Source organism: Pseudomonas sp. FG98, assembly GCF_057808595.1.
The window spans coordinates 88,455-114,687 of the sequence record NZ_JBMDIJ010000003.1; the positions used below are offsets into that span (position 1 = coordinate 88,455).

Annotated in this window: 23 protein-coding genes and 1 other RNA gene; 15 read left to right on the forward strand and 9 right to left on the reverse strand. The window is 64.5% G+C overall.

What is annotated here, in order from left to right:
• Positions 1 to 90: 90 nt before the first annotated feature.
• Positions 91 to 537, reverse strand: coding sequence for an EVE domain-containing protein (locus tag ACODSK_RS03325; protein WP_489013867.1), 447 nt, complete (start codon positions 535 to 537; stop codon positions 91 to 93).
• A gap of 185 nt (positions 538 to 722) precedes the next feature.
• On the opposite strand from ACODSK_RS03325, the gene ACODSK_RS03330 reads away from it, so the two are divergent.
• Positions 723 to 875, forward strand: coding sequence for a hypothetical protein (locus tag ACODSK_RS03330; RefSeq protein ID WP_489013868.1), 153 nt, complete (start codon positions 723 to 725; stop codon positions 873 to 875).
• 1 nt (position 876) lies between these two features.
• On the opposite strand, the gene ACODSK_RS03335 is transcribed toward ACODSK_RS03330, so the two are convergent.
• The 4 genes from ACODSK_RS03335 to ACODSK_RS03350 form a co-directional block, all read right to left on the reverse strand.
• Complete coding sequence (locus ACODSK_RS03335) at positions 877 to 1,482, reverse strand: 5-formyltetrahydrofolate cyclo-ligase (RefSeq protein ID WP_489013869.1); 606 nt, start codon at positions 1,480 to 1,482, stop codon at positions 877 to 879.
• An 88-nt stretch (positions 1,483 to 1,570) separates the two neighbouring features.
• Positions 1,571 to 1,748, reverse strand: a non-coding RNA gene (gene ssrS / locus ACODSK_RS03340) — 6S RNA.
• Positions 1,749 to 1,767: 19 nt separating this feature from the next.
• Positions 1,768 to 2,085: a cell division protein ZapA gene (locus tag ACODSK_RS03345; protein WP_489013870.1), complete on the reverse strand. Its 318-nt coding sequence runs from the start codon at positions 2,083 to 2,085 to the stop codon at positions 1,768 to 1,770.
• A complete protein-coding gene (locus tag ACODSK_RS03350; RefSeq protein WP_489013871.1) occupies positions 2,082 to 2,291 on the reverse strand; it encodes a TIGR02449 family protein in 210 nt (69 codons plus the stop codon). The genes ACODSK_RS03345 and ACODSK_RS03350 overlap by 4 nt, the downstream gene beginning before the upstream one ends.
• Positions 2,292 to 2,442: 151 nt before the next feature.
• On the opposite strand from ACODSK_RS03350, the gene ACODSK_RS03355 reads away from it, so the two are divergent.
• The 9 genes from ACODSK_RS03355 (at position 2,443) to gcvP (ending at position 14,302) form a co-directional block, all read left to right on the forward strand.
• Positions 2,443 to 2,997 carry a YecA/YgfB family protein gene (locus ACODSK_RS03355; protein WP_489013872.1) on the forward strand — a complete coding sequence of 185 codons (555 nt, stop codon included), beginning with the start codon at positions 2,443 to 2,445 and terminating at the stop codon, positions 2,995 to 2,997.
• 19 nt (positions 2,998 to 3,016) lie between these two features.
• Entirely contained in the window at positions 3,017 to 4,357 is a 1,341-nt protein-coding gene (gene pepP, locus ACODSK_RS03360; protein ID WP_489013873.1) for a Xaa-Pro aminopeptidase, read from the forward strand.
• Positions 4,354 to 5,553 carry a 2-octaprenyl-6-methoxyphenyl hydroxylase gene (ubiH, locus tag ACODSK_RS03365; protein ID WP_489013874.1) on the forward strand — a complete coding sequence of 400 codons (1,200 nt, stop codon included), beginning with the start codon at positions 4,354 to 4,356 and terminating at the stop codon, positions 5,551 to 5,553. Before pepP ends, ubiH begins: the two co-directional genes overlap by 4 nt.
• 41 nt (positions 5,554 to 5,594) lie before the next feature.
• Positions 5,595 to 6,812 carry a 2-octaprenyl-3-methyl-6-methoxy-1,4-benzoquinol hydroxylase gene (locus ACODSK_RS03370; RefSeq protein ID WP_489014056.1) on the forward strand — a complete coding sequence of 406 codons (1,218 nt, stop codon included), beginning with the start codon at positions 5,595 to 5,597 and terminating at the stop codon, positions 6,810 to 6,812.
• 105 nt (positions 6,813 to 6,917) lie between these two features.
• Entirely contained in the window at positions 6,918 to 7,919 is a 1,002-nt protein-coding gene (locus ACODSK_RS03375; RefSeq protein ID WP_489013875.1) for an extracellular solute-binding protein, read from the forward strand.
• Positions 7,920 to 8,137: 218 nt separating this feature from the next.
• On the forward strand, positions 8,138 to 9,700 hold the full coding sequence (locus tag ACODSK_RS03380; protein ID WP_489014057.1) for an ABC transporter permease: 1,563 nt from the start codon (positions 8,138 to 8,140) through the stop codon (positions 9,698 to 9,700).
• 120 nt (positions 9,701 to 9,820) lie between these two features.
• Complete coding sequence (gene gcvT, locus ACODSK_RS03385) at positions 9,821 to 10,903, forward strand: glycine cleavage system aminomethyltransferase GcvT (RefSeq protein WP_489013876.1); 1,083 nt, start codon at positions 9,821 to 9,823, stop codon at positions 10,901 to 10,903.
• A 45-nt stretch (positions 10,904 to 10,948) separates the two neighbouring features.
• On the forward strand, positions 10,949 to 11,332 hold the full coding sequence (gene gcvH / locus ACODSK_RS03390) for a glycine cleavage system protein GcvH (protein WP_489013877.1): 384 nt from the start codon (positions 10,949 to 10,951) through the stop codon (positions 11,330 to 11,332).
• 96 nt (positions 11,333 to 11,428) lie between these two features.
• The gene (gene gcvP / locus ACODSK_RS03395; protein ID WP_489013878.1) at positions 11,429 to 14,302 is read left to right on the forward strand and encodes an aminomethyl-transferring glycine dehydrogenase; all 2,874 of its coding nucleotides are present in this window, start codon (positions 11,429 to 11,431) and stop codon (positions 14,300 to 14,302) included.
• A 111-nt stretch (positions 14,303 to 14,413) separates the two neighbouring features.
• Here the strand turns inward: gcvP and ACODSK_RS03400 are convergent, their stop codons facing one another.
• Together ACODSK_RS03400 and ACODSK_RS03405 are read right to left on the reverse strand one after the other, a co-directional pair.
• A complete protein-coding gene (locus ACODSK_RS03400) occupies positions 14,414 to 16,069 on the reverse strand; it encodes a GspE/PulE family protein (protein WP_489013880.1) in 1,656 nt (551 codons plus the stop codon).
• A gap of 63 nt (positions 16,070 to 16,132) precedes the next feature.
• Complete coding sequence (locus tag ACODSK_RS03405; RefSeq protein ID WP_489013882.1) at positions 16,133 to 16,489, reverse strand: hypothetical protein; 357 nt, start codon at positions 16,487 to 16,489, stop codon at positions 16,133 to 16,135.
• Positions 16,490 to 16,615: 126 nt separating this feature from the next.
• Here ACODSK_RS03405 and ACODSK_RS03410 point away from each other — a divergent pair, with 126 nt between their 5' ends.
• A complete protein-coding gene (locus tag ACODSK_RS03410; protein WP_489013884.1) occupies positions 16,616 to 17,086 on the forward strand; it encodes an Lrp/AsnC family transcriptional regulator in 471 nt (156 codons plus the stop codon).
• Positions 17,087 to 17,131: 45 nt separating this feature from the next.
• On the opposite strand, the gene ACODSK_RS03415 is transcribed toward ACODSK_RS03410, so the two are convergent.
• A complete protein-coding gene (locus tag ACODSK_RS03415; RefSeq protein ID WP_489013886.1) occupies positions 17,132 to 18,502 on the reverse strand; it encodes a CYTH domain-containing protein in 1,371 nt (456 codons plus the stop codon).
• A 126-nt stretch (positions 18,503 to 18,628) separates the two neighbouring features.
• Between ACODSK_RS03415 and argE the strand changes: the two genes are divergently transcribed.
• Together argE and argA are read left to right on the forward strand one after the other, a co-directional pair.
• Complete coding sequence (argE, locus tag ACODSK_RS03420; RefSeq protein WP_489013887.1) at positions 18,629 to 19,786, forward strand: acetylornithine deacetylase; 1,158 nt, start codon at positions 18,629 to 18,631, stop codon at positions 19,784 to 19,786.
• Positions 19,787 to 19,900: 114 nt separating this feature from the next.
• Positions 19,901 to 21,199: an amino-acid N-acetyltransferase gene (gene argA / locus ACODSK_RS03425; protein ID WP_489013889.1), complete on the forward strand. Its 1,299-nt coding sequence runs from the start codon at positions 19,901 to 19,903 to the stop codon at positions 21,197 to 21,199.
• A gap of 127 nt (positions 21,200 to 21,326) precedes the next feature.
• Here argA and ACODSK_RS03430 read toward each other — a convergent pair whose 3' ends face one another.
• On the reverse strand, positions 21,327 to 22,703 hold the full coding sequence (locus ACODSK_RS03430) for a glutamine synthetase family protein (RefSeq protein WP_489013891.1): 1,377 nt from the start codon (positions 22,701 to 22,703) through the stop codon (positions 21,327 to 21,329).
• A 602-nt stretch (positions 22,704 to 23,305) separates the two neighbouring features.
• Between ACODSK_RS03430 and ACODSK_RS03435 the strand changes: the two genes are divergently transcribed.
• Both ACODSK_RS03435 and ACODSK_RS03440 read left to right on the forward strand, forming a co-directional pair.
• A complete protein-coding gene (locus tag ACODSK_RS03435; RefSeq protein ID WP_489013892.1) occupies positions 23,306 to 24,667 on the forward strand; it encodes a glutamine synthetase family protein in 1,362 nt (453 codons plus the stop codon).
• 48 nt (positions 24,668 to 24,715) lie between these two features.
• Complete coding sequence (locus tag ACODSK_RS03440) at positions 24,716 to 26,077, forward strand: aspartate aminotransferase family protein (protein WP_489013894.1); 1,362 nt, start codon at positions 24,716 to 24,718, stop codon at positions 26,075 to 26,077.
• Positions 26,078 to 26,233 lie beyond the last annotated feature (156 nt).

Here is a 26,233-nt window from a genome sequence, read left to right on the forward strand (position 1 = left end):
TTCGCATCCTGCTACTTACGCGTCAGAGTGTGACGTACCACCTGCCCTGGTGGATTGATTCGCGTCAAATGAGCCCCGATCCTACCCCGTTCAGCGGAGATTGAGTATTGCCGCCCATTGTTCCGCTGTGACCGGCATCACAGACAGGCGACTGCCTTTCTGCACCAGTGGCAGCTCGTCGAGGGCGGCCTGCTGTTTCAGGTAGCCGAGGCCGAGGACCTTGCGGAAGGTCTCCACGTGAGCCACGTCCACCGCGCTCCAGGGGTTCTTCTCGGCGCTGGCCTTGGCATCGTGGTAATGACTCTGCGGGTCCAGCGCGGTCGGGTCCGGATAGGCGGCGGCGCTGATCCGGGCGATGCCGGCGATGCCGGGTTCGGGGCAGCTGGAGTGGTAGAAGAACTGGTCGCCCACCGCCATCGAGCGCATGAAGTTGCGCGCCTGGTAGTTGCGCACGCCATCCCAGCGCGCTTCGCCGAGGCGTGCCAGATCCTCGATGGAGAGTTCGTCGGGTTCGGATTTCATCAGCCAATAGGCCATGGGTTCAGCTCCTTCAATGCTCTGAAACAACCTGTTGCATCAAACCGACGACTGGCTGACGTCAAGGTTTGCGTGCGGACGCATGTTGTCGGAAAATGCGCCAATTTTGAGCTTGACGCTGCTGCACGGCCTATAAGAAGAACCGCTGCGGACATCGTGATGAGTTTGCCTGAGGGGGGCAATCGATGAATCGCAAACCGGATCTGTTCTGGGTACTCGTTTTCGTTTTCGGCCTTGGTGTGGTCACCACCGGTTACGCCCAGAGCTTCTGGGAACGCAAGGCTGATGCGGCGTATCAGATGCCGATCGCTCCTGCCCAGGCCCAGACCCAGCGCTGATTCAGCGCGCCAGATACCAGCCTTTATCCGATACCGTTCCCTGCAAGGGGACATCCCAACTGGCCTGCGCCAAGCGCTCCACCTTCTGGCATTCGTGTGCCAGTCCCAGCAGCAAGGGCTTCTTCCATGCCTTGCGCCGGCCCTGATAGGCCAGGCTGCGATCGTAGAAACCGCCGCCCATTCCCAGGCGACCACCCAGTTCATCGAATCCCACCAGTGGCAGCAGGATCAGGTCCAGCGCCCAGACCGGCCGTTGTCGCGCCAGGCTGACCTTTGGCTCGGGAATGCGGAAACGGTTGGGACGCAGCTTTTCCCCATGTTCGAAGCGCTGGAAGGCCATCTTGGTCCGCGGCCAGGCATGCAGCACCGGCAGGTAGGTGAACTTGCCGCGACGCTGGGCCTCACGCAGCAACAGGCGCGGGTCGATCTCGCTGTCGTTGGGCAGGTACAGGGCGATGTGCCGGGCGCGACGGAACAGCGGATGCTGCGCCAGTTGCCGGTACAGGCCGCGAGCGGCACGGCGTTGCTCGGCCGGGGTCAGGGCACGACGGGCATCTCGGAGCAGGCGGCGGAGTTGGGGGCGGGTCAGCGACGCGGTGTCGGTCATGGCACGGGCGATCCCTTGGGGCGAGCGTCAGGGACTGACGTCGCGGATGTTCGCGCAGAAGGGAAAAAGGGCGCGAACAATGAGAAACAGGCTCCCCGACGAACCGCTGTCGGTGTAGCCCTTGAACCCGAAAGTTCAAGGTGGAGATTGCAGGGGGCGTTAAGGCTTTCCGTCAAGCGGACATGCACACCGGCCCCACGTGCAACCCCCGTGGTTGTGCGTATCGGCTCAGGGACATGACCGACTGGCAAGCACTCCAGGGAGTGGGGCGGAGTATACAGAAACTTAGTTGCTTTTTGTATCAGCGTCGTCGGTCAGGGCCTGGTCCACGCGGTCCAGCAGCTCGCGCACCTGCTCGCGGGTGGCACCGCCGCTCTGGGTGTCCGGACGCTCCTGGTTGTGCAGGAGGTCGTGGGTGATATTCAGGGCGGCCATCACGGCGATGCGGTCGGCGCCGATGACCTTGCCGCTGCTGCGGATCTCGCGCATCTTGCCGTCGAGGTAGCGGGCGGCGCTGATCAGATTGCTGCGTTCTTCCGGCGGGCAGATGATCGAATACTCTTTGTCGAGGATCTGCACGGTGACGTTGTTCGGTGAACTCATGAGTCTTGCTCCAGGGCCTTGAGCCGCGAAATCATCGATTCGACTTTCTGTCGCGCGATTTCGTTTTTTTCGATGAGGTGGGCGCGTTCCTCACGCCAGGACTTCTCCTGCACGGATAGGAGTGCGTTTTGCCGTTTTAGTTGCTCGACCCGCTCAATCAGCAGTTCGAGGCGGCTTTGCAGCGTTTGCAGCTCGTTTTCTTGCATGACTCGCCACTCGATTCGTTCGACCCTGACCGCTTGTCATCCTGCCTCCACTACCGGCGCAATTGCCCGCTCCGATGGTCTTGGCGCGTCTGCCGATGCTAGGATACAAGGCCTTCATTCTAGTCATTGCGCCGTCTGGCGCCTAGTTGCCATGTCCAATACCCAATCGCCGTACACCGCCTTCGCCTCCCTGCTCAACAGCAATGGCCACCCTGTTTCTCCTGCCGAGTTGCATGGCCTGCTGCTGGGTCGCAGCTGCGCCGGCGCCGGTTTCGACGCCGACAGCTGGCTGGCCGATGCCGCCCACCTGCTGGAAACCGAACCGGTAGACAACGTTCGCAACGCTTTGATCGGTCTGCAGGAAATGGTCAAGGGCGAACTGACCGGCGAAGACATCACCATCGTCCTCCTCCTGCCCGGTGACGAGCAGCCACTGAGCGAGCGCGCCGGTGCCCTTGGCCAGTGGTGCCAGGGCTTCCTCGCCGGGTTCGGCCTGAATGCCGGCGGCAAGGACCTGAGCGACGAAGCCAAGGAAGTGCTGCAGGACCTCACCGCTATTTCGCAAGTCCAGGACGCTTTGGAAGAGTCCGACGACGGCGAAAGCGACTATATGGAAGTGATGGAGTATCTGCGCGTTGCACCGCTGCTGCTCTACACGGAGTTGGGCAAGCCGGTCGCCGCCGCTGCCAAACCTTCCTTGCACTGAGGCCGAACAGGGGTTCCCCGTGGCAGTCACCCATATCCCGAAAGCGGAATACGCCCGGCGCCGCAAGGCGCTGATGGCGCAGATGGAACCCAACAGCATCGCCATCCTGCCGGCTGCCGCGGTTGCCATCCGCAACCGCGACGTCGAATACCTGTATCGCCAGGACAGCGACTTCCAGTATCTCAGCGGATTCCCGGAGCCCGAGGCGGTGATCGCCCTGATTCCCGGGCGCGAGCATGGCGAATACGTGTTGTTCTGCCGTGAACGCAATCCCGAGCGCGAGCAATGGGACGGCCTGCGCGCCGGCCAGGACGGCGCGATCCGCGATTTCGGCGCCGACGATGCCTTCCCCATCACCGATATCGACGACATCCTGCCCGGCCTGATCGAAGGTCGTGACCGGGTCTACTCGGCCATGGGCAGCAATGCCGAGTTCGACCGCCGGCTGATGGAGTGGATCAACGTGATCCGTTCCAAGGCGCGCATGGGCGCGCAGCCGCCGAACGAATTCGTTGCCCTGGATCATCTGCTGCACGACATGCGCCTGTATAAATCGGCGGCGGAAGTGAAGGTGATGCGCGAGGCCGCGGCGATTTCCGCGCGGGCCCACGTTCGTGCCATGCAAGCCTGCCGCGCCGGCCTGCACGAGTTCAGCCTCGAAGCCGAGCTGGACTACGAGTTCCGCAAGGGCGGGGCGAAGATGCCGGCCTATGGGTCGATCGTCGCCGCCGGGCGCAATGGCTGCATCCTCCATTACCAGGAGAACGATGCGCCGTTGAAGGACGGCGACCTGGTGCTGATCGACGCTGGTTGCGAGATCGACTGCTACGCCAGCGACATCACCCGCACCTTCCCGGTCAGCGGCGTGTTCTCGGCGGAGCAGAAGGCGATCTACGAACTGGTGCTCAAGTCCCAGGAAGCGGCGTTCGCCGAGATCGCCCCGGGCAAGCACTGGAACCAGGCCCACGAAGCCACGGTTCGGGTGATCACCGAAGGTCTGGTGGAGCTCGGCCTGCTCAAGGGCGAGGTCGACCAGTTGATCGAAAGCGAGGCCTACAAGGTTTTCTACATGCACCGCGCCGGACACTGGCTGGGCATGGATGTGCATGATGTCGGCGAGTACAAGGTCGGCGGCCAATGGCGCGTGCTCGAACCGGGCATGGCCCTGACGGTCGAGCCGGGCATCTACATTGCCGCGGACAACCAGAGCGTCGCCAAGAAGTGGCGCGGTATCGGTGTACGAATCGAGGATGACGTAGTGGTCACCAAGCAAGGTTGTGAAATCCTCACCTCCGGCGTGCCGAAGACGGTCGGCGAAATCGAAGCCTTGATGGCCGCCGCAAGAAGCCAGGCCGCATGAGCCGGGTCAATCTGGCAATCATCGGCGGCGGCCTGGTCGGCGCCAGCCTCGCCCTGGCCCTGCAGGCCGGTGCTCGCGCCCGAGGCTGGAAGATCCTGCTGATCGAGCCCTTCGCTCCCGGCGACAGTTTCCAGCCCAGCTACGACGCGCGTTCCTCGGCGCTGTCCTTCGGCACCCGGCAGATCTACGAACGCCTGGGCCTGTGGCAGAGCATCAGCCGCCGCGCCGAGCCGATCCGGCAGATCCAGGTATCCGATCGCGGTCGCTTCGGCGCTACCCGCCTCGATGCCCTGGAAGAAGGCGTGCCGGCCCTGGGCTACGTGGTGGAAAACGCCTGGCTCGGCCAGTGCCTGTGGCAAGGTCTGGACAGTGAAGTGGTGAGCTGGCGCTGCCCGGCGGAAGTCACCGCGATGCAGCCCCTGAGCGACGGTTATCGCCTGTCCCTCAACGATGAAACCCAGGTCGAGTGCGACCTGGCCGTGCTGGCCGATGGCGGCCGCTCCGGTCTGCGCGAGCAACTGGGTATCCACGTCAATCAGCGCCCTTATCACCAGAGCGCGCTGATCGCCAATATCACCCCGGGCGAAGCCCATTGCGGGCAAGCCTTCGAGCGTTTCACCGACGACGGCCCGATGGCCCTGCTGCCGCTGCCGGAAAACCGCTGCGCGCTGGTCTGGACCCGCGCCGGGATGGATGCGAAGCGCCTGGCCGAGCTGGACGAGCGCAGCTTCCTGAACGAGCTGCAGGGTGTCTTCGGCTATCGTCTGGGGGCGCTGCGCCAGGTCGGCGCACGGCATCTGTATCCGCTGTCGCTGGTGGAGGCCCAGGAGCAGGTACGGCCGCATCTTGTGGTGCTCGGCAACGCCGCCCACAGCCTGCACCCGATTGCCGGACAGGGCTTCAATCTGTCGCTGCGTGACGTGCAGTCGCTGGCCGACGGCCTGCTCGCCGGCCCGGACACCCCGGGCGACTTCGCCACCCTCGATGCCTACCGCGAACGCCAGCGCCTGGACCAGGACCTCACCGTCGGCTTCTCCGACAAGGTCACCCGGCTGTTCGGCACCGCGCAGCCGCTGGTCGCCACCGGGCGCAACCTCGGCCTGCTCGGCCTCGACCTGCTGCCACCAGCCAAGCGCTGGTTCGCCCGCCAGGCCATGGGCCTGGGCACCCGCCCCGATCTCCAGGGCAAGGCATGACCCTTTCTTTCTTCTACGTGGAACAGGCTTGAAGCATGGACATGCGCGCGGATCTGTTGATTGTCGGTGCCGGTATGGTCGGCAGCGCCCTGGCCCTGGCCTTGCAGCACAGCGGCCTGGAAATCCTCCTGATCGACGGCAGCCCGCTGTCGGTGCAGCGCTTCGACGGCGACGCGCCGTTCGAGCCGCGGGTCAGCGCGCTGTCGGCGGCCAGCCAGCGCATTCTCGAGCGTCTCGGCGCCTGGCAGGGCATCAGTGAACGGCGTGCGAGCCCGTACTCCGACATGCACGTCTGGGACGGCAGCGGCACCGGGCAGATCCACTTCTCGGCGGCCAGCGTGCATGCCGAGGTGCTCGGACATATCGTCGAGAACCGGGTGGTCCAGGACGGCCTGCTGGAGCGCCTGCACGACAGCGAAATCGGCCTGCTGCCCAACGCCCGCCTGGAGCGCATGCGCCGCTCCGGTGACGAATGGTTGCTGACCCTCGCCGACGGCCGCAACCTGCGCGCGCCGCTGGTGATCGCCGCCGATGGTGCCAACTCGGCGGTACGCCGCCTGACCGGCTGCGAAACCCGCGAATGGGATTACCTGCACCACGCCATCGTCACCAGCGTGCAGTGCGACAAGCCGCACCAGGCCACGGCCTGGCAGCGTTTCACCGACGACGGCCCGCTGGCCTTCCTGCCGTTGCTGCGCGACGGCCAGCAGGACTGGTGCTCGATCGTCTGGTCGACCACACCGGAGCAATCCGAACGGCTGATGGCCTTGCCGGACGCCGAGTTCTGCGCCGAGCTGGAGCGCGCCTTCGAAGGCCGCCTGGGGTCGGTACTGCAAGCCGATCCGCGCCTGTGCGTGCCGCTGCGCCAGCGCCATGCCAAGCGCTATGTCGCCGAGGGCCTGGCCTTGATCGGCGATGCCGCCCACACCATCCACCCGCTGGCCGGGCAGGGCGTCAACCTCGGCTTCCTCGATGCCGCCGTGCTGGCCGAGGTGCTGCAAAGCGCCTATGACCGTGGCGAGCGCCTGGCCGATGTGCGCGTGCTGAGCCGCTTCGAGCGCCGACGCATGCCGCACAACCTGGCCCTGATGGCGGCGATGGAAGGCTTCGAGCGCCTGTTCCAGGCCGATCCGCTGCCACTGCGCTGGCTGCGCAACAGCGGGCTGAAATGGGTCGAGCAGATGCCCGAAGCCAAGGCGCTGTTCGTCCGTCAGGCCCTGGGTCTGAGCGGCGATCTGCCGGAGCTGGCGAAGGCCTGAGCGTCTTGCAACATCTGGTAACGGCTGGGTCGGGCGTTCGGTTTGTGGTGGCAAATGACATTAACTACCATTTGCGCCTCATTCAGATTCCGAGGAGCGCTACCGATGTCGCCACGCAAGCATTTACTGGCTGCCCTGACCCTCACCCTGTTCGGCGGGGCTGCCCAGGCGGCCGATGAAGTGGTGGTGTATTCCTCGCGCATCGACGAGCTGATCAAGCCGGTGTTCGACGCCTACACCGCCAAGACCGGGGTGAAGATCAAATTCATCACCGACAAGGAAGCCCCGCTGATGCAGCGGATCAAGGCCGAGGGCGAGAACGGCGTGGCCGACCTGCTGCTCACCGTCGATGCCGGCAACCTCTGGCAAGCCGAGCAGATGGGCATCCTGCAGCCGATCAAGTCGGACGTGATCGATGCCAACATCCCGCAGAAATACCGCGCGTCTTCCCATGAGTGGACCGGCCTGAGCCTGCGCGCGCGGACCATCGTCTACTCCACCGAGCGGGTCAAGCCCGGCGAGCTGACCACCTACGAAGCACTGGCCGACAAGCAATGGGAAGGCCGCCTGTGCCTGCGCACGGCGAAGAAGGTCTACAACCAGTCGCTGACCGCCACCATGATCGAGACCCACGGCGAGGCCGAGACCGAGAAGCTGGTCAAGGGTTGGGTCAACAACCTGTCCACCGACGTGTTCTCCGACGACAACGCAGTGATCCACGCCATCGCCGCCGGCCAGTGCGACGTGGGTATCGTCAACACCTACTACTACGGCCGCCTGCACAAGGACGATCCGAAGCTGCCGGTCAAGCTGTTCTGGCCCAACCAGGGTGATCGCGGCGTGCACGTCAACCTGTCCGGCATCGGCCTGACCAAGCATGCGCCGCATCCGGCGGCGGCCAAGGCGCTGGTGGAGTGGATGACCGGTGAGGAGGCGCAGAAGATGTTCGCCGGTATCAACCAGGAGTTCCCGGCCAATCCTAAGGTCGCACCGTCCGAGGAAGTGGCTGCCTGGGGTAGCTTCAAGGCCGACGACCTGCCGGTGGAAGTGGCGGGCAAGCGCCAGGCCGAAGCGATTCGCCTGATGGATCGGGCTGGCTGGAACTGAGGTTCAGCCCTTATCCTCGCTGGGTCCTTGAGGGCCTCATCGCTGGCAAGCCAGCTCCCACAGGTACAGCACAAGCCTCAGGTTTGTGCTGATCTTGTGGGAGCTGGCTTGCCAGCGATAGGGCCCGCAAAAACACCACATCTCTAGAGACCCACCCCTTGTCCCGCCCCACCCAACGCCGCTGGTACCCCCTGGTCTTCGCCATCGCTGCCCTGGTGATGCTGCCCCTCAGCGTGTTGCTGCTGTCCTGGCAGAACATCGACATGCAGATCTGGTCGCACCTGCTCGATACCCAGATGAGCCGCCTGCTGGGCAACACCCTGACCCTGGTACTCGGTGTCGGCGTCGGTGTTACCCTGCTCGGCGTCAGCCTGGCCTGGCTCACCAGCCTCTGCGAGTTCCCGGGGCGACGCTGGCTGGACTGGGCGCTGATGCTGCCCTTCGCCATTCCCGCCTATGTGCTGGCCTTCGTCTTCGTCGGCCTGCTGGACTTCTCCGGCCCGGTGCAGACCCTGCTGCGTGAGTGGTTCGGGCCGATGCGCCTGCCACGGGTGCGCTCCACCGGCGGGGTGATCATCGTCCTGGTGCTGGTGTTCTATCCCTACGTTTACCTGCTGGCGCGCAATGCTTTTCTGGCCCAGGGCAAGGGCCTGATGGAGGCGGCGCGGGTGCTCGGGCAATCGCCCTTGCAGGCGTTCTGGCGCGTTGCCCTGCCCATGGCGCGGCCGGCCATTCTTGCCGGCGTGGCCCTGGCCTTGATGGAAACCCTAGCGGACTTCGGTGCTGTCTCGGTGTTCAACTTCGACACCTTCACCACCGCCATCTACAAGACCTGGTACGGCTTCTTCAGCCTGTCCAGCGCCGCGCAACTGGCCAGCCTGCTATTGCTTGCAGTGATGCTGGTGCTCTACGGCGAGCGCCGTGCCCGGGGTGCGGTGCGCAGCAGCAACGAGCGGCCGCGGGGCAAGGCGCTGTATCACCTGCGCGGGATCAAGGCTGCCGCGGCCAGTGGCTGGTGCCTGCTGGTGTTCGCCTGTGCCTTCGTCGTGCCGGTGCTGCAATTGCTGGCCTGGTTCTGGCAGCGCGGCCGCTTTGACCTCGACGAGCGCTATACCGCGCTGATCCTGCACACCCTCTACCTCGGTGCCGCCGCGGCGCTGATCACCGTCTGCGTCGCCCTGCTGCTGGCCTTCGCCCGGCGCCAGTCTTCTGCACCGGCCATCCGCGCCGGGGTCAGCCTGGCCAACCTCGGTTACGCGTTGCCGGGCTCGGTGCTGGCGGTGGCGATCATGCTGGCCTTCAGTTACCTCGACCGTGAACTGGTGATCCCGCTGTCCGGCTGGCTGGGTGGAGCTGGCAAACCGCTGCTGCTGGGCAGCCTGTCGGCCCTGCTGCTGGCCTACCTGGTGCGTTTCATCGCGGTGGCCTACGGGCCGCTGGAAAACAGCCTGGGGCGCATCCGTCCGTCGCTGCCGGAGGCAGCACGCAGCCTGGGTGTCAGTGGGCCTGGATTGTTTTTCAAGGTGTATCTCCCGCTACTGGTGCCCGGGGCGCTGAGCGCGGCGCTGCTGGTGTTCGTCGATGTGCTCAAGGAGATGCCGGCCACCTTGCTGATGCGGCCTTTCGGCTGGGACACGCTGGCGGTGCGGGTGTTCGAGATGACCAGCGAAGGCGAGTGGGCGCGGGCTTCGCTGCCGGCCCTGACCCTGGTGCTGGTCGGCCTGCTGCCGGTCATCGGACTGATACGGCGTTCCGCCCGCCATCCGGGTCAGAGTCACTGACGGATGCCACCCGGCTTCCTTGCGGATACAATGCGCGGCATTCGCTGCGGCCGGTCCAGCACCGGGTAGCCGGAACGCTGCCCTCAGCCGTAGCTTCGCCACGCCCGGAAGGAGAAACCCATGGGACAGCGTACGCCTTTGTATGACCTGCACCTGGCGCTTGGCGCCAAGATGGTCGATTTTGGCGGTTGGGATATGCCCCTGCATTACGGCTCGCAGGTCGAGGAGCACCACCAGGTGCGCCGCGACTGCGGCGTCTTCGACGTGTCGCACATGACCGTCATCGATATCGCCGGCACCGATGCCGGTGTCTGGCTGCGTCACTTGCTGGCCAACGATATCGTCCGCCTGGACGCCCCCGGCAAGGCCCTCTACAGCCCCCTGCTCAATGATGAGGGCGGGGTGATCGACGACCTGATCGTCTATCGCCTGGACGAGGGTTATCGCCTGGTGGTCAACGCCGCCACCCGCGACAAGGATCTGGCCTGGCTTGAAGCCCGCCGCAGTGGCTTCGAAGTGCAATTCCGCGAGCGTCCGGAGCTGGCCATCCTGGCCATCCAGGGCCCGCAGGCGCGGGAGAAGGTCGCCGAGTTGCTCAGCGCCTCCCGCGCGGCGCTGATCCGTGAGCTGAAACCGTTCGAAGGCCGCTTCGAAGGCGACTGGTTCATCGCCCGTACCGGTTATACCGGCGAGGACGGTCTGGAAATCATTCTTCCCGCCCTGCAGGCCCCGGCCTTCTTCAACGACCTGGTCGGTGCCGGTATCGCCCCGAGCGGTTTGGGGGCCCGCGATACCCTGCGCCTCGAAGCCGGCATGAACCTGTACGGCAACGATATCGACGAAACCCATTCGCCACTCACCTCCAACCTGGCCTGGACCATCGCCTGGGAGCCTGCCGAGCGTGATTTCATCGGGCGCCGGGCCCTGGAAGCCGAAAAGAGCCGTGGCATATCGCTGAAGCTGGTCGGCCTGGTGCTGGAGGAGCGCGGTGTATTGCGCGCTCACCAGGTGGTGCGTGTAGCGGAAATTGGCGAAGGAGAGATCACCAGTGGTAGTTTCTCGCCTACGCTGAGCAAGGCTATCGCTCTGGCGCGCCTTCCGATGGCGACCGCCGACCGGGCCGAGGTGGAAATCCGCGGCAAATGGTACCCGGTGCGTGTGGTCAAACCGACCTTCGTGCGCCACGGCCGAATCCTGGTCTAACTTATTTTTGCGGGCCGACCGCTGACCCTGTTGAGGAACAACCTAATGAGCCAAATCCCTGCCGAACTGCGTTACGCCGAAAGCCACGAGTGGGCCCGTCTGGAAGCCGATGGCACCGTGACCGTCGGTATCAGTGATCACGCCCAGCAAGCCCTGGGCGATGTGGTATTCGTCGAGCTGACCGAAGTCGGCAAGGAGTTCGAACAGGGCGACGCGGCAGGTGTTGTCGAGTCGGTGAAGGCCGCTTCGGACATCTACGCCCCGGTTGCCGGCGAAGTCATCGCGGTCAACGATGAGCTGGCCGATAACCCCGAGCTGCTCAACGAAGAACCCTACGAGTCGTGGATCTTCAAGCTCAAGCCAGCCGACAAGGCGGACCTGGACAAGCTGATGAGCGCTGAGCAGTACGCCACCTTCATTGGCGAGTAAGCCTTTCGCAGTTTTTCCCGCACGATCGGCGATCCCTTCCTAGACTCTAATGGCCCCGGCATCCACCGGGGCTTGGTCTAGGAAGAGAGAGCTGCCATGTCCTTGTTGCCGTCCCTGAGCCAACTGCACGACCCCAATTCTTTCCTGCGCCGTCATCTCGGCCCCGATGCCGCCGAGCAGCAAGCCATGCTCGATGTCCTGGGTGTCGCCAGCCGTACCGAGCTGATCGAGCAGACCGTGCCGCCGGGCATTCGCTTCAATCGCCCCCTCGACTTGCCGCCGGCCCTGGATGAACAGGCCGCACTCGAGCGCCTGCGTGGCTACGCCGAACAGAACCAGCGCTGGACCAGCCTGATCGGCATGGGCTACCACGCGACCCGCACGCCGACGGTGATCCTGCGCAATGTCCTGGAAAACCCGGGCTGGTACACCGCCTATACGCCGTATCAGCCGGAAATCGCCCAGGGCCGCCTGGAAGCCCTGCTGAACTTCCAGCAGATGATCATCGACCTCACCGGCCTGGGCCTGGCCAATGCCTCGCTGCTCGATGAAGCCACCGCCGCCGGCGAAGCCATGGCCCTGGCCAAGCGGGTGAGCAAGTCGCGCAGCAATCGCTTCTTCGCCGACGAGCATTGCCATCCGCAGACCCTCTCGGTGCTGCAGACCCGCGCCGAAGGCTTCGGTTTCGAGCTGGTGATCGACGCCCTGGCCAACCTCGACCAGCACGAGGTGTTCGGCGCCCTGCTGCATTACCCCAATACTCACGGCGGCGTGCATGACCTGCGCCCGGCCATCCAGCACCTGCACAGCCAGCAGGCCATCGCCTGCGTCGCCGCCGATCTGCTCAGCCTGCTGCTGTTGACCCCGCCGGGCGAGCAGGGCGCCGACGTGGTGCTTGGCTCGTCGCAGCGCTTTGGCGTGCCAATGGGCTACGGCGGTCCGCACGCGGCGTATTTCGCCTGCCGCGACGAATTCAAGCGGGCCATGCCCGGGCGCATCATCGGCGTGTCCAAGGATGCCCGCGGCAGCCTGGCCTTACGCATGGCCCTGCAGACCCGCGAGCAACACATCCGCCGCGAGAAGGCCAACTCGAATATCTGCACGGCCCAGGTGCTGCTGGCCAATATCGCCGGCTTCTACGCCGTCTACCACGGCCCGGACGGGCTGCGCCGCATCGCCCAGCGGGTGCACCGGCTGACCACCATTCTCGCCGCCGGCCTCGAACGCAACGGCGTCAAGCGCCTCAACCAGCACTTCTTCGACACCCTGACCCTGGAAGTCGGCGGCAGCCAGACTGCGATCATCCAGAGCGCCGAGGCGGCGCGGATCAACCTGCGCATCCTCGGGCGTGGCCATCTGGGCGTGAGCCTCGACGAAACCTGCGACGAAAGCACGGTGCTGCGCCTGTTCGATATCTTCCTCGGCGTCGATCACGGCCTGAAGGTCGAGGAACTGGACGGTGAGGACCTGCCCGCCGGTATCCCCGATGCCCTGCTGCGCCGCAGCGATTACCTGACCCACCCGGTGTTCAACCTGCACCACAGCGAAACCGAGATGCTGCGTTATCTCAAGCAACTGGAAAACAAGGACCTGGCGCTGAACCAGTCGATGATCCCGCTGGGATCCTGCACCATGAAACTCAATGCCAGCAGCGAGATGATCCCCATCACCTGGCCCGGTTTCGCCGAGTTGCATCCGTTCGCGCCGGTGGAGCAGGCGACCGGCTACAAGGCATTGATCGACGAACTGGAAAGCTGGCTGTGCGCGATCACCGGCTTCGATGCCATCTGCATGCAGCCCAACTCCGGGGCCCAGGGTGAATACGCCGGGCTGCTGGCGATCAGCAAGTATCACCGCAGCCGGCAACAGGGGCAGCGCGATATCTGCCTGATCCCGGCCTCGGCCCACGGCACCAATCCGGCTTCGGCGCAGATGGCCGGGATGCAGGTGGTGATCGTGGCCTGCGACAACGCCGGCAACGTCGACCTGGAAGATCTCAAGCTCAAGGCGAAGGAAGCGGGCGAGCGGCTGTCGTGTCTGATGGCCACCTACCCGTCGACCCATGGCGTGTACGAAGAGGGCATCAGCGAGATCTGCGAGGTTATCCACAGGCATGGTGGCCAGGTCTACATGGACGGTGCCAACCTCAATGCCCAGGTCGGCCTGGCGCGACCGGCGGATATCGGCGCCGATGTCTCGCACATGAACCTGCACAAGACCTTCTGCATTCCCCATGGTGGCGGCGGCCCGGGCATGGGCCCGATCGGCGTGCGCGCGCACCTGGCGCCCTTTGTCGCCAGCCATCCGGTGATCCCGGTGCCTGGCCCGGACCCGCAGAACACGGCGGTCAGTGCTGCACCCTGGGGCAGTGCGAGCATCCTGCCGATCAGCTGGATGTATATCGCCATGATGGGGCCGCAACTGGCGGATGCCAGCGAGGTGGCGATCCTTTCCGCCAACTACCTGGCCGAGCGTCTGGGTGGCGCGTTCCCGGTGCTCTATCGCGGGCGCAACGAGCGAGTGGCCCACGAATGCATCCTTGACCTGCGTCCGCTCAAGGCGCAGACCGGGATCAGCGAGGAGGATGTGGCCAAGCGCCTGATGGACTACGGCTTCCATGCGCCGACCATGTCGTTCCCGGTGCCGGGGACCTTGATGGTCGAGCCCACCGAGAGCGAGCCGAAGGCCGAGCTGGATCGCTTTGTCGAAGCCATGCTGAGCATCCGTGCGGAAATCGCCGAGGTGCAGAACGGCAACTGGTCGGCCGAGGACAACCCGCTCAAGCGCGCGCCGCATACCCTGGCGGACGTGCTGGGCGTATGGGACCGGCCGTACAGCATCGCCCAGGCGGTGGCGCCCAGCGAGCATGCCCGGCAGCACAAGTACTGGCCGGCGGTGAATCGGGTGGACAACGTGTATGGCGACCGCAACCTGTTCTGTGCTTGCGTGCCGGTGGAGGACTATCGCTGAGCTCTTGGTTGTCCTTCAGGGCCCTATCGCCGGCAACGCCGGCTCCCACAGTGTCTGCGGCGCTGCTGAACCTGTGGGAGCCGGCGTTGCCGGCGATGAGGCCCTCGATGTTCATACTGAGATCAGGTCCACCTCCGTTTGGGTCGTCACCCCCGCCGCAATCTTGCGCAAGCCATTCTCTCGCAACCCCTCCATCCCCTCGCTGCGCGCCTGCCGGCGCAGTTCCAGTACATCGCACTCAGCCCCGATCATCCCCCTGAGCCGCTCATTCAGCTCCAGCACCTCGTACACCCCGGTACGCCCGCGATACCCTGTCTGCCGGCACTCGCGGCAGCCCACGGCGCCGTTGGGCTGTTTGCAGGACTCACACAAGGTCCGCACCAGCCGCTGCGCCAGCACGCCGACCAGGGTCGCCTTGAGCAGATAATGCGCAACCCCCAGTTCCAGCAAGCGCCCGATGGCCGAGCAGGCGTCGTTGGTGTGCAGGCTGGCCAGCACCAGGTGCCCGGTCAGCGCGGCCTGGATCGCCACCTGCGCGGTTTCCAGGTCGCGGATCTCGCCGACCATGATGATGTCCGGGTCCTGACGCAGCAGCGCCCGCACGCCGCTGGCGAAGTCCAGGCCGATGCCGGGCTGCACCTGGGTCTGGTTGAATGCCGGCTCGACCATCTCGATGGGGTCTTCCAGGGTGCAGACGTTGACCTGCGGCGTCGCCAGTTGCTTGAGCGCGTTGTACAGGGTGCTGGTCTTGCCCGAGCCGGTCGGCCCGGTAACGAGGATGATGCCGTGGGGCTGGTGCAGCATGGCCTGCCAGCGGGTCAGTTCGGCGCCGTCGAAGCCCAGGGCGCGGTTGTCCTGGCGCAGCAGTTGTGGATCGAAAATGCGCATGACCAGCTTTTCGCCGAAGGTGGTCGGCAGGGTCGAAAGGCGCAGTTCGACCTCATCGCCGGCCGGGGTGCGGGTCTTGATCCGGCCGTCCTGGGGGCGGCGTTTTTCCGCGACATTCATCCGTCCGAGGTTTTTCAGGCGGCTGGTGATGGCCAGGGTCACCGCCGGCGGAAAGGGGTAGGCATCGTGCAGCACCCCGTCGATGCGCAGGCGTAGCCGGCCCTGATCGCGGCGTGGTTCCAGGTGGATATCGCTGGCGCGCTGTTCGAAGGCGTACTGCAACAGCCAGTCGACGATGCTGACGATATGCGCGTCATCTGCCTCGGCCTGGCCGTCGCCCAGTTCCAGAAGCTGTTCCAGGTTGCCGCTGGCCGGGGCCGGGGTGTCCTGCGCGCTGGCGTCGCTGACCGAGCGGGCGAGGCGGAAGAAGTCCTGGCTGATCTGGCGGATGCGCAGCGGACTGGCCACGACCCGCCTGACCTGGCGCTTGAGGACCTGGGCCAGGTCCGCTTCCCAGGCACAGACCCACGGCTCGGCACTGGCGACGGTGACGCTGTCGGCACTGTGCGCCACCACCAGGATGCCGTGGCGGCGGGCGAAGGCTGCGGACATCAGGCCGGTCATGCCCGGCAGGTCGATGGCCAGCGGATCGAGGCGCAGAAAGGGTTGGCCGGCCTGGTGCGCCAGCCATTGGCACAGGCTGTCCAGGTCGAGGCGCCGGCCGGGATGGCGCAGGTCGTCGAGCTGCTGCTCGGCGATGGTTTCCAGTGGGTGTTCGCCCGGCGCTTCGTGCTTGAAGCGCTGCCGGGATTCGGCGGTGATAAGGCGCTGGGCGATCAGGCTGTCCAGCACCTGGAACAGCTCCAGTCGGCGGTCCATTGGCGACGTCCTTGTGCAATGGAGAAATTGCCAAGGCTAGTCACCAGATGCGAGCTCGTCGGGTCAGAAGCGTTGCGACGTTTGTCCATGGTTCTGTGTCGTGAGCAGTGCGGTACGCAGCACCACCTCGCAGACACAGATCAGGTTGCGCATCTTCTGTGCGATCAACTGGGCGCGGTGCCAGCTCAAGCCATCGATGGCGATCTCCACCTGCAGCAGGTCGGCCTGCTGGCGCATCTGCACGCCTTGCGGCAGCAGGCATTGCAGGGCGAACAGATTGAGGATGCGGCAAAGGCTGTCGGATTCCGGCTCGACCTGAAGCTGATAGTGGTAGCGCACCTTGTTGTTTTCGCCGCCGACGATGTCGGCATGGGGAAGTTGCGCGGCGGCGAAGTGGTCAGGACGTTCAAGTGCGGTCATGGGAATCCTCCGAAAGCAGTGAAGGAATCTTTGCACGGCGAAGGGGAGATTATTTTCCTATCATTGGCCTCTGCGACTTTTTTTCGAATTGTTTAATTCGCTGATGGCCAATATGAGGGAAAAATCATGCAGAGCGCCTTGGACGCCTATGACCGCCGCATTCTGGCCCTGCTGCAGGACGATGCATCGCTGTCCAGCGCGCAGATCGCCGAGAAGGTCGGGCTTTCGCAATCGCCGTGCTGGCGGCGGATCCAGCGGCTCAAGGACGAGGGGGTGATCCGCGGCCAGGTGACCCTGCTGGATCGCAAGAAGATCGGCCTCAACACGCAGATCTTCGCCGAGGTCAAACTCAACGCTCACGGGCGCTCCAACTTCGCCGAGTTCACCGAGGCGATCCGCGGTTTTCCGGAAGTGCTGGAGTGTTATGTGCTGATGGGGGCGGTGGACTTTCTGCTGCGCATCGTCACCCCGGATATCGAGGCCTACGAGCGCTTCTTCTTCGAGAAGCTGTCGCTGGTGCCGGGGATCCAGGAGGTCAACTCGACCGTGGCGCTGTCGGAGATCAAGTCCACCACCAGCCTCCCGGTCCTGCGCTGAAACACCTCGCGGGCGGGCATTGCGCTCCGCCCGCGAGACAGCCGCTTACTTGCGTACCAGGTGCTTCCAGCCGCGGCTCTGGGCCACGGCGAAGGCCTGCTGGACGCGGGCGTCGAGGACTTCGTCGCTGATCGGCTGGTTGGCCAGCTGTTGCAGCTTGCTCAGCTCGCCGTACAGGCGGTCCAGTTCCGGTGCTTCCAGCAGCACGTTGCGCGCGTAGTGCAGCCAGGTCAGCAGACGCTCGATACGCGGCAGCTGCTCGGCCAGGTCTTCCGGCTGCTGCTGGTACAGCGGCAGTTGCAGGGCCTTGGCTTCGTCGCCCAGCTCCACGTTCAGCCAGTTGGCCAGCGCGGCCGCGCCCTGGCGTTCGCCGCGCTTGTTGCGCTCGGCGGTCCAGCCGCGGGCCAGCAGCCAGCGCGAGGTGTCCAGGGAGAACTGGCCCCAGCGGTTGTCCAGCAGCTCGTCGGCGAACTGCTCGGGGGCGGCGCGGCGTACGTCTTCGTCGTCGTTACCGGCCAGGACCAGGGTGCGCCAGTCTTCCAGCAGGGCGTCGAGGCGGCTGCGCAGGTCACGGGTGGTAGCCCGTGGTGCGGCCTGGCCAAGGCTGCTGGCCAGGGCGCGCAGTTCGCCGAGGCACTGCACCCAGTCCTGCAGCAGGCGCCATTGGCCGGTGTGCTGGTATTGCTCGGCGAGGCGCTGGCTGCTGGCGAGCAGGTGCCAGGCGATGGCCGAGAAGGCGTCGTCCAGGGACATTTCCGGGTTCAGCTCGGGCGCTGCCAGGTTGACGTGGTAGCTGGACGGGTCGAGCAGGCGGTAACCGCGCTCGGCCTTGCTGATGTCGCAAGGGAACAGCGGCAGGCTGGCGGCCAGCTCGGCGGCCAGTTCCAGCAGGGCTTCCGGCTCGCCTTCGCGCAGTTCCAGCTCCAGCTCGCAGATTTCTTCCTTCTGCTTGCCAACGCTGACGGTACCGAGGTCCAGAGCGGCTTCGATGACCACCTTGGACTTGCCCCGGCCCCAGGCGATATCGGCGAATTCGCGGACGAAATCGGTGGTGAACAGCGGTTTGATGGTTTTCTTGTCCAGCTCGGCGAGGGACGCCGGCCAGCAGGTGTCGTCGAGCTTCTTCAGGTCCAGCTTGGCCTTGGGCAGTTCCCACTGGAACTCGTTGCGCTCGGACAGGCCGGCGACGCTGTTGCCGCGGGTCTTCAGGGTCTGGATCACCACGTCGCCGTCACGGCGCAGGCGCAGGGCAACCTTGGCCGAGGACAGATCGCGTTCCGGGGTGTCGAAGTACTGGTTGAGCAGTTCGCGCTGCTGCCAGCCGGACTTGTTGCGCTTTTTCAGCAGCGGGTGTTCGCGCAGGGCGGCGAGGGTCTCGCGGCTGATGCGCAGTTTGATTTCGGTTTCTTTATTCATTGCCGGGTAACCAGGCTGGAAGGGCGGGGTACGTCTTGGCCGTGCAGTGTACAGGACTGAACCGCCCACGGTTTATTCATGCAGCCCGATGGCCCTATGATGGGGGCCGTTTCCAGGAGAACAGCCATGTCGCTGCCATCGCTCAAGGACCAGTTCGCCGCGCTGATCGCGGTGCCTTCGGTCAGCTGTACCCAACCCGACCTGGACCAGTCCAACCGTGCCGTGATCGATCTGCTTGCCGGTTGGCTCGGCGACCTGGGCTTTTCCTGCGAGATCCAGCAGGTCACCCCGGGCAAGTTCAACCTGCTCGCCAGCTTCGGCAGCGGCCCAGGTGGGCTGGTGCTGGCCGGACACAGCGATACCGTGCCGTACGATCCGCAACTGTGGAAAACCGACCCGCTGAAGCTCAGCGAGGAAGGCGACCGCTGGATCGGCCTGGGCGTGTGCGACATGAAGGGCTTCTTTCCGTTGATCATCGAGGCGGTCCGCCCCTTGCTCGACCAGCCGTTCAAGCAGCCGTTGCTGATCCTCGCCACCTGCGACGAAGAGAGTTCGATGTCCGGTGCCCGCGCCCTGGCCGAGGCCGGACGGCCGCTGGGGCGTGCGGCGGTGATCGGCGAACCGACCGGGCTCAAGCCGATCCGCCTGCACAAGGGCGTGATGATGGAACGTGTGGATATCCTCGGGCGCAGCGGTCATTCGTCGGATCCGTCCCTCGGCCATAGCGCCCTGGAGGCGATGCACCAGGTGATGGGCGCGCTGATGGACCTGCGCCGGCAATGGCAGCGCGAGTACAACAACGCCCAGTTCAGCGTGCCGCAACCGACCATGAACTTCGGTTGCATCCACGGCGGCGACAACCCCAACCGCATCTGCGGCCAGTGCGCCCTGGAGTTCGACCTGCGGCCGCTGCCGGGCATGGACCCGCAGGTACTGCGGGCGGCGATCCGCAGCAAGTTGGCGCCGCTGGCCGAGCAGCACCAGGTGAAGATCGACTATGCGCCGCTGTTCCCCGAGGTGCCGCCGTTCGAACAGAGCGCGGATGCGGAACTGGTGCAACTGGCCGAACGTCTTACCGGTCATGCGGCCCAGGCCGTAGCTTTCGGCACCGAAGCGCCTTATCTTCAGCGGCTGGGCTGCGAGACCCTGGTGCTTGGTCCCGGCGATATCGCCTGTGCCCACCAGCCCGGCGAGTACCTTGAACTGTCACGCCTGGAGCCTACAGTGCATCTATTGCGTGAATTGATTCAGCATTACTGCCTCGACTCGGCGATCGCCCGTTGAGGTCCATCCCTTTCTGCCAGAGGAGAACGCGTGTGACGTCTTGCCTGCTGCGACGATAACCCTCGAGCGCTGTGTGCCGTTCCGTTCTTGATTCACTTTCTACAGGCTCAGGTCATGCCCGAATACGTCAACTGGCTGCGTCATGCTTCTCCCTACATCAATGCCCACCGGGACTGCACCTTCGTGGTCATGCTCCCGGGAGACGGGGTCGAACACCCCAACTTCGGCAATATCGTCCACGATCTGGTGCTACTGCACAGCCTCGGGGTACGCCTCGTTCTGGTGCACGGTTCCCGCCCGCAAATCGAAAGCCGCCTGGCCGCCCGTGGCCTGAGTGCGCACTATCACCACGGCCTGCGCATCACCGATGCGGCGACCCTGGAGTGCGTGATCGACGCGGTGGGCCAACTGCGTATCGCCATCGAGGCGCGGCTGTCCATGGACATGGCCAACTCGCCGATGCAGGGCGCGCGCCTGCGGGTGGCCTCGGGCAACCTGGTGACCGCGCGGCCGATCGGCGTGGTCGAAGGCGTCGACTACCACCACACCGGTGAAGTGCGCCGGGTCGACCGCAAGGGCATCAATCGCCTGCTCGACGAGCGCTCCATCGTCCTGCTGTCGCCGCTGGGCTACTCGCCTACCGGCGAGATCTTCAACCTGGCCTGTGAAGACGTCGCCACCCGCGCGGCCATCGACCTGGCGGCGGACAAGCTGCTGCTGTTCGGCGCCGAGCCGGGGCTGCTGGATGCCGAAGGTCGGCTGGTCAAGGAAATCCGTCCGCAGCAGGTGGCGCCGCATCTGGCTCGTCTGGGCAGCGATTATCAGGGCGAGTTGCTGGACGCGGCGGCGCAGGCCATCCGTGGTGGTGTGCCGCGCAGCCATATCGTCAGCTACGTGGAAAACGGTGCGCTGCTCAACGAGCTGTTCACCCGTGGCGGCGGCGGTACGCTGGTGGCGCAGGAGCAGTTCGAGCTGGTCCGCGAGGCGGCGATCGAGGATGTCGGTGGCTTGCTGGAACTGATCAGCCCGCTGGAAGAGCAGGGCATCCTGGTGCGGCGTTCCCGCGAGGTGCTGGAGCGGGAGATCGAGCAGTTCAGCGTGGTGGAGCGGGAAAGCACCATCATTGCCTGTGCGGCGTTGTATCCGATTGCTGATTCCGACGCGGGGGAACTGGCTTGCCTGGCGGTGAACCCGGAGTATCGCCACGGCGGGCGCGGGGATGATCTGCTGGAGCGGATCGAGGAGCGGGCGCGGGCAATGGGGCTGAAAACCCTGTTCGTGCTGACGACCCGGACGGCGCACTGGTTCCGCGAGCGGGGCTTCGTGCCCAGTGGTGTGGAGCGGCTGCCGGCGGCGCGGGCTTCGCTGTACAACTACCAGCGTAATTCGAAGATCTTCGAGAAAGCTTTGTAGGGCTCAAGATCCTATCGCCGGCAACGCCGGCTCCCACAGGTACTGCGGTGCACGCGGTCTCTGTGGGAGCCGGCGTTGCCGGCGATGAGGCCATGAAAAACACCGCCTGATTTGGCGGTGTTTTCATTTACACGGTATGCAGGTACCAGTTGTACTCAAGGTCCGAGATCGAGTGCTCGAATTCCTCCAGTTCACTCTCCTTGCACGCGACGAAGATGTCGATGTACTTCGGATCGATGTACTTGTTGAGGATCTCGCTGTCGTCCAGCTCGCGCAGGGCATCGCGCAGGTTGTTCGGCAGGCTTTGCTCGACCTGTTCGTAGGCGTTGCCTTCGATCGGGGTGTTCGGCTCGATCTTGTTGGTCAGCCCGTGGTGCACGCCCGCCAGCACGGCGGCCATCAGCAGGTACGGGTTGGCGTCGGCACCGGCCACGCGGTGTTCGATACGCACGGCGTCCGGTGTACCGGTCGGTACGCGCAGGGCCACGGTACGGTTGTCCAGACCCCAGCTCGGCGCATTCGGCACATAGAACTGTGCGCCGAAACGACGGTACGAGTTGACGTTCGGGCAGAGGAACGCCATCGATGCGGGCAGGGTCTCGAGCACACCGCCGATCGCGTTGCGTAGCGCGGCGTTCTGCTCGGGATCCTCACTGGTGAAGATGTTCTTGCCATCCTTGTCCAGCACCGAGATATGGACGTGCAGACCATTGCCCGCCTGGCCTGGATAAGGCTTGGCCATGAAGGTGGTGTCCATTTCATGGTCGTAGGCAATGTTCTTGATCAGGCGTTTCAGCAGCACCGCGTAATCACAGGCCCGCAGCGGGTCGGCGACATGGTGCAGGTTGACTTCGAACTGCGCCGGGGCGCTTTCCTTGACGATGGCGTCGGCCGGAATGCCTTGTTCCTTCGCACCCTCGAGGATGTCCTGGAGGCAGTCGACGTATTCGTCGAGGTCGTCGATCAGGTAGACCTGGGTCGATTGCGGGCGTTTGCCGGAGATCGGCGAGCGTGGTGGCTGCGGACGGCCGTTCACGTTCTCCTGGTCGATCAGGTAGAACTCCAGTTCGAACGCGGCGCAGATGGTCAGGCCCAGCTCGTCGAACTTGCTCACCACCTGGCGCAGGACTTCCCGCGGGTCGGCGAAGAAGGGCTCGCCTTCGATTTCATGCATGGTCATCAGCAGCTGCGCGGTAGGGCGCTTCTGCCAGGGTTCGTTGGACAGGGTGCCGGGGATTGGGTAGCAGATCCGGTCGGCATCGCCGATGTCCAGGCCCAGGCCGGTGCTCTCGACGGTGGAACCGTTGATATCCAGAGCGAAGAGGGAGGCAGGCAGGTTGATGCCTTTCTCGTAAACCTTGTGGAGGCTGGTGCGCTCGATGCGCTTGCCACGCACCACACCATTCATATCTGCAATCAGAAGGTCAACGTAGAGAACCTCAGGATGTTCCTTAAGGAACGCGTTCGCTTCGTTAAGCTGAACGGCACGCGGGGGTACCGACATGATGCAACACCTTTGTTGTTAAAAATATCAATCAATTGGGGCTTGCAGGCCCAGTCAAACGGAAAGCCGGTGTGAAGTCAAGCAAGCCCCATGATGCCCTAAAAAGGCACCATGACGGCATTTTTGCTGCAATTGAGGGCGTCGACAAGGGATGCTTTCGTCGCCCGGGGCCTGGAAGACGAGTGCCGTATTTTATTTTTTACGGGGGTGTTGTGTAAAAAAATGAACAAGGCTAAGCTCGGTCGCAACCCATAACATCAATAATACCGGGGGTTACATGTTACGCCTGCCGATCATCGGCGATAGCGGCTGCCCAGTGTGGGCAGGCCTGTCCGCCATTTCCGCGAGCTGCGATCGCTACCTTTCAGTGGCGTTGGCGCCGGCCAAAATAGTTGACGGCCAAGGCGACGTGTTCCCGAAAGATTCACCTTCTCGTACTGCCATTCATGACTATAGTCGGCTCCCCGTGCATCCCGTCGATGCCGGAGCGGCATTCTCCCTGCGCGCCTTTTGCTTTGGGCCGACAGGGCATCCAGAATGCTGGAGACAGCCTGTAACGGGCGTCCCGACCATAGTCCAGGTGTTTACCTCCCGAGGTATGTATGAGTAGCAGCAATCTCGACCAGCTCACCGATTGGCTGAAAGAGCACAAGATCACCGAAGTCGAATGTCTGATCAGCGACCTGACCGGTATCACCCGGGGCAAGATCTCGCCGACCAACAAGTTCATCGCCGAAAAGGGCATGCGCCTGCCCGAGAGCGTCCTGCTGCAGACCGTGACCGGCGACTACGTCGATGACGACATCTATTACCAGCTGCTCGACCCGGCCGACATCGACATGGTCTGCCGCCCCGACGAGAACGCGGTATTCCTTGTGCCATGGGCCATCGAGCCGACCGCCCAGGTGATCCACGACACCTACGACAAGAAGGGCAACCCGGTCGAGCTGTCGCCGCGCAACGTGCTGAAGAAGGTGCTGAAACTCTATGCCGACAAGGGCTGGCAGCCGATCGTCGCGCCGGAAATGGAGTTCTACCTGACCAAGCGCTGCGAAGACCCGGACTTCCCGCTGCAACCACCGATCGGCCGCTCCGGCCGCCCGGAAACCGGTCGCCAGTCGTTCTCCATCGAAGCCGCCAACGAATTCGACCCGCTGTTCGAGGACGTCTACGACTGGTGCGAGCTGCAGAACCTCGACCTCGACACGCTGATCCACGAGGACGGCACCGCTCAGATGGAGATCAACTTCCGTCACGGCAACGCCCTGTCCCTGGCCGACCAGATCCTGGTGTTCAAGCGCACCATGCGCGAGGCCGCGCTCAAGCACAACGTCGCCGCCACCTTCATGGCCAAGCCCATGACCGGCGAGCCGGGCAGCGCCATGCACCTGCACCAGAGCATCATCGACGTCAAAACCGGGAAGAACATCTTCTCCAACGAAGACGGCAGCATGAGCGAGCTGTTCCTCTATCACATCGGCGGCTTGCAGAAATTCATCCCCGAAGTGCTGCCGCTGTTCGCCCCCAACGTCAACTCGTTCCGCCGCTTCCTGCCCGACACCTCGGCGCCGGTCAACGTGGAGTGGGGCGAGGAAAACCGCACTGTCGGCCTGCGCGTCCCGGATGCCGGCCCGCAGAACCGCCGCGTGGAAAACCGCCTGCCCGGCGCCGATGCCAACCCGTACCTGGCCATCGCCGCCAGCCTGCTGTGCGGCTATATCGGCATGGTCGAGGGCGTCAATGCCAGCGCACCGGTCCAGGGCCGTGGCTACGAGCGGCGCAACCTGCGCCTGCCGCTGACCATCGAGGACGCCCTGGAGCGCATGGAAAACTGCCGGGCGCTGGAAGCCTACCTGGGCAAGAAATTCATTGCCGGCTACGTCGCGACCAAACGCGCCGAGCATGAAAACTACAAGCGCGTGATCAGTTCCTGGGAACGTGAGTTCCTGCTGTTCGCAGTCTGATAACCCCCGGGGCCGCAGGAGCGCGGCCGCCAGAAATCGGAGAAGCACATGAGCGTCAAGAACCCGCAAACCCGCGAGTGGCAGGACCTGAGTCGTGATCATCACCTGGCGCCGTTCAGCGACTATAAACAGTTGCAGGAAAAGGGCCCGCGGATCATCACCAAGGCCCAGGGCGTGCACCTGTGGGACAGCGAGGGCAACAAGATCCTCGATGGCATGGCCGGTTTGTGGTGCGTGGCGGTCGGCTACGGGCGTGAAGAGCTGGCCGAGGCGGCAAGCAAGCAGATGCGCGAGCTGCCCTACTACAACCTGTTCTTCCAGACTGCTCACCCGCCAGCCCTGGAGTTGGCCAAGGCCATCGCCGATGTGGCGCCGGCGGGCATGAGCCATGTGTTCTTCACCGGTTCCGGCTCCGAAGGCAACGACACCGTGCTGCGCATGGTCCGCCACTACTGGGCACTGAAAGGCAAGCCGCAGAAGAAGGTGATCATCGGCCGCGTCAACGGCTACCACGGTTCCACCGTGGCCGGTGCCAGCCTCGGCGGCATGTCCGGCATGCACGAGCAGGGCGACCTGCCGATCCCGGGCATCGTCCATATCCCGCAGCCATACTGGTTCGGCGAGGGCGGCGACAAGAGCCCGGAAGAATTCGGTATCTGGGCCGCCGAGCAACTGGAGAAGAAGATCCTCGAAGTCGGCGTCGACAACGTTGCCGCCTTCATCGCCGAGCCGATCCAGGGCGCCGGCGGCGTGATCATCCCGCCAGACAGCTACTGGCCGAAGATCAAGGAAATCCTCGCCCGCTACGACATCCTCTTCGTCGCCGACGAAGTGATCTGCGGCTTCGGCCGTACCGGCGAGTGGTTCGGCTCCGACTACTACGACCTCAAGCCCGACCTGATGACCATCGCCAAGGGCCTGACCTCCGGCTACATCCCCATGGGCGGCGTGATCGTCCGTGACGAAGTGGCCAAGGTGGTCAGCGAGGGCGGCGACTTCAACCACGGCTTCACCTATTCCGGCCACCCGGTGGCGGCGGCGGTGGGCCTGGAAAACCTGCGGATCCTGCGCGACGAGAAGATCGTCGAGCGGGTTCACGAGGAAACGGCACCCTATTTGCAGAAACGTCTGCGCGAGCTGAACGACCACCCGCTGGTAGGCGAGGTTCGCGGTCTGGGCATGCTCGGCGCGATCGAACTGGTCAAGGACAAGGCCACCCGCAGCCGTTACGAAGGCAAGGCCGTCGGCATGATCTGCCGCCAGTTCTGCTTCGACAACGGCCTGATCATGCGCGCCGTGGGCGACACCATGATCATCGCGCCGCCGCTGGTGATCAGCCGTGACGAGATCGACGAACTGGTGGAAAAAGCCCGTAAATGTCTGGATCTGACCCTGGAAGCGCTGGGCTGACGAGCTGCTAGGCTGGCATGGTGGCTTTGCGGCATGCCAAGGCGTTGAAAGAGCGCCTTGGATCTTGCCAGACTAGCGACTGTTTCAGTCGCTCCCTGGCGCCGACAGGGCCGGCCGCGGAACAGATGGCTTTATAAAAATTCTGGAGCATTAACG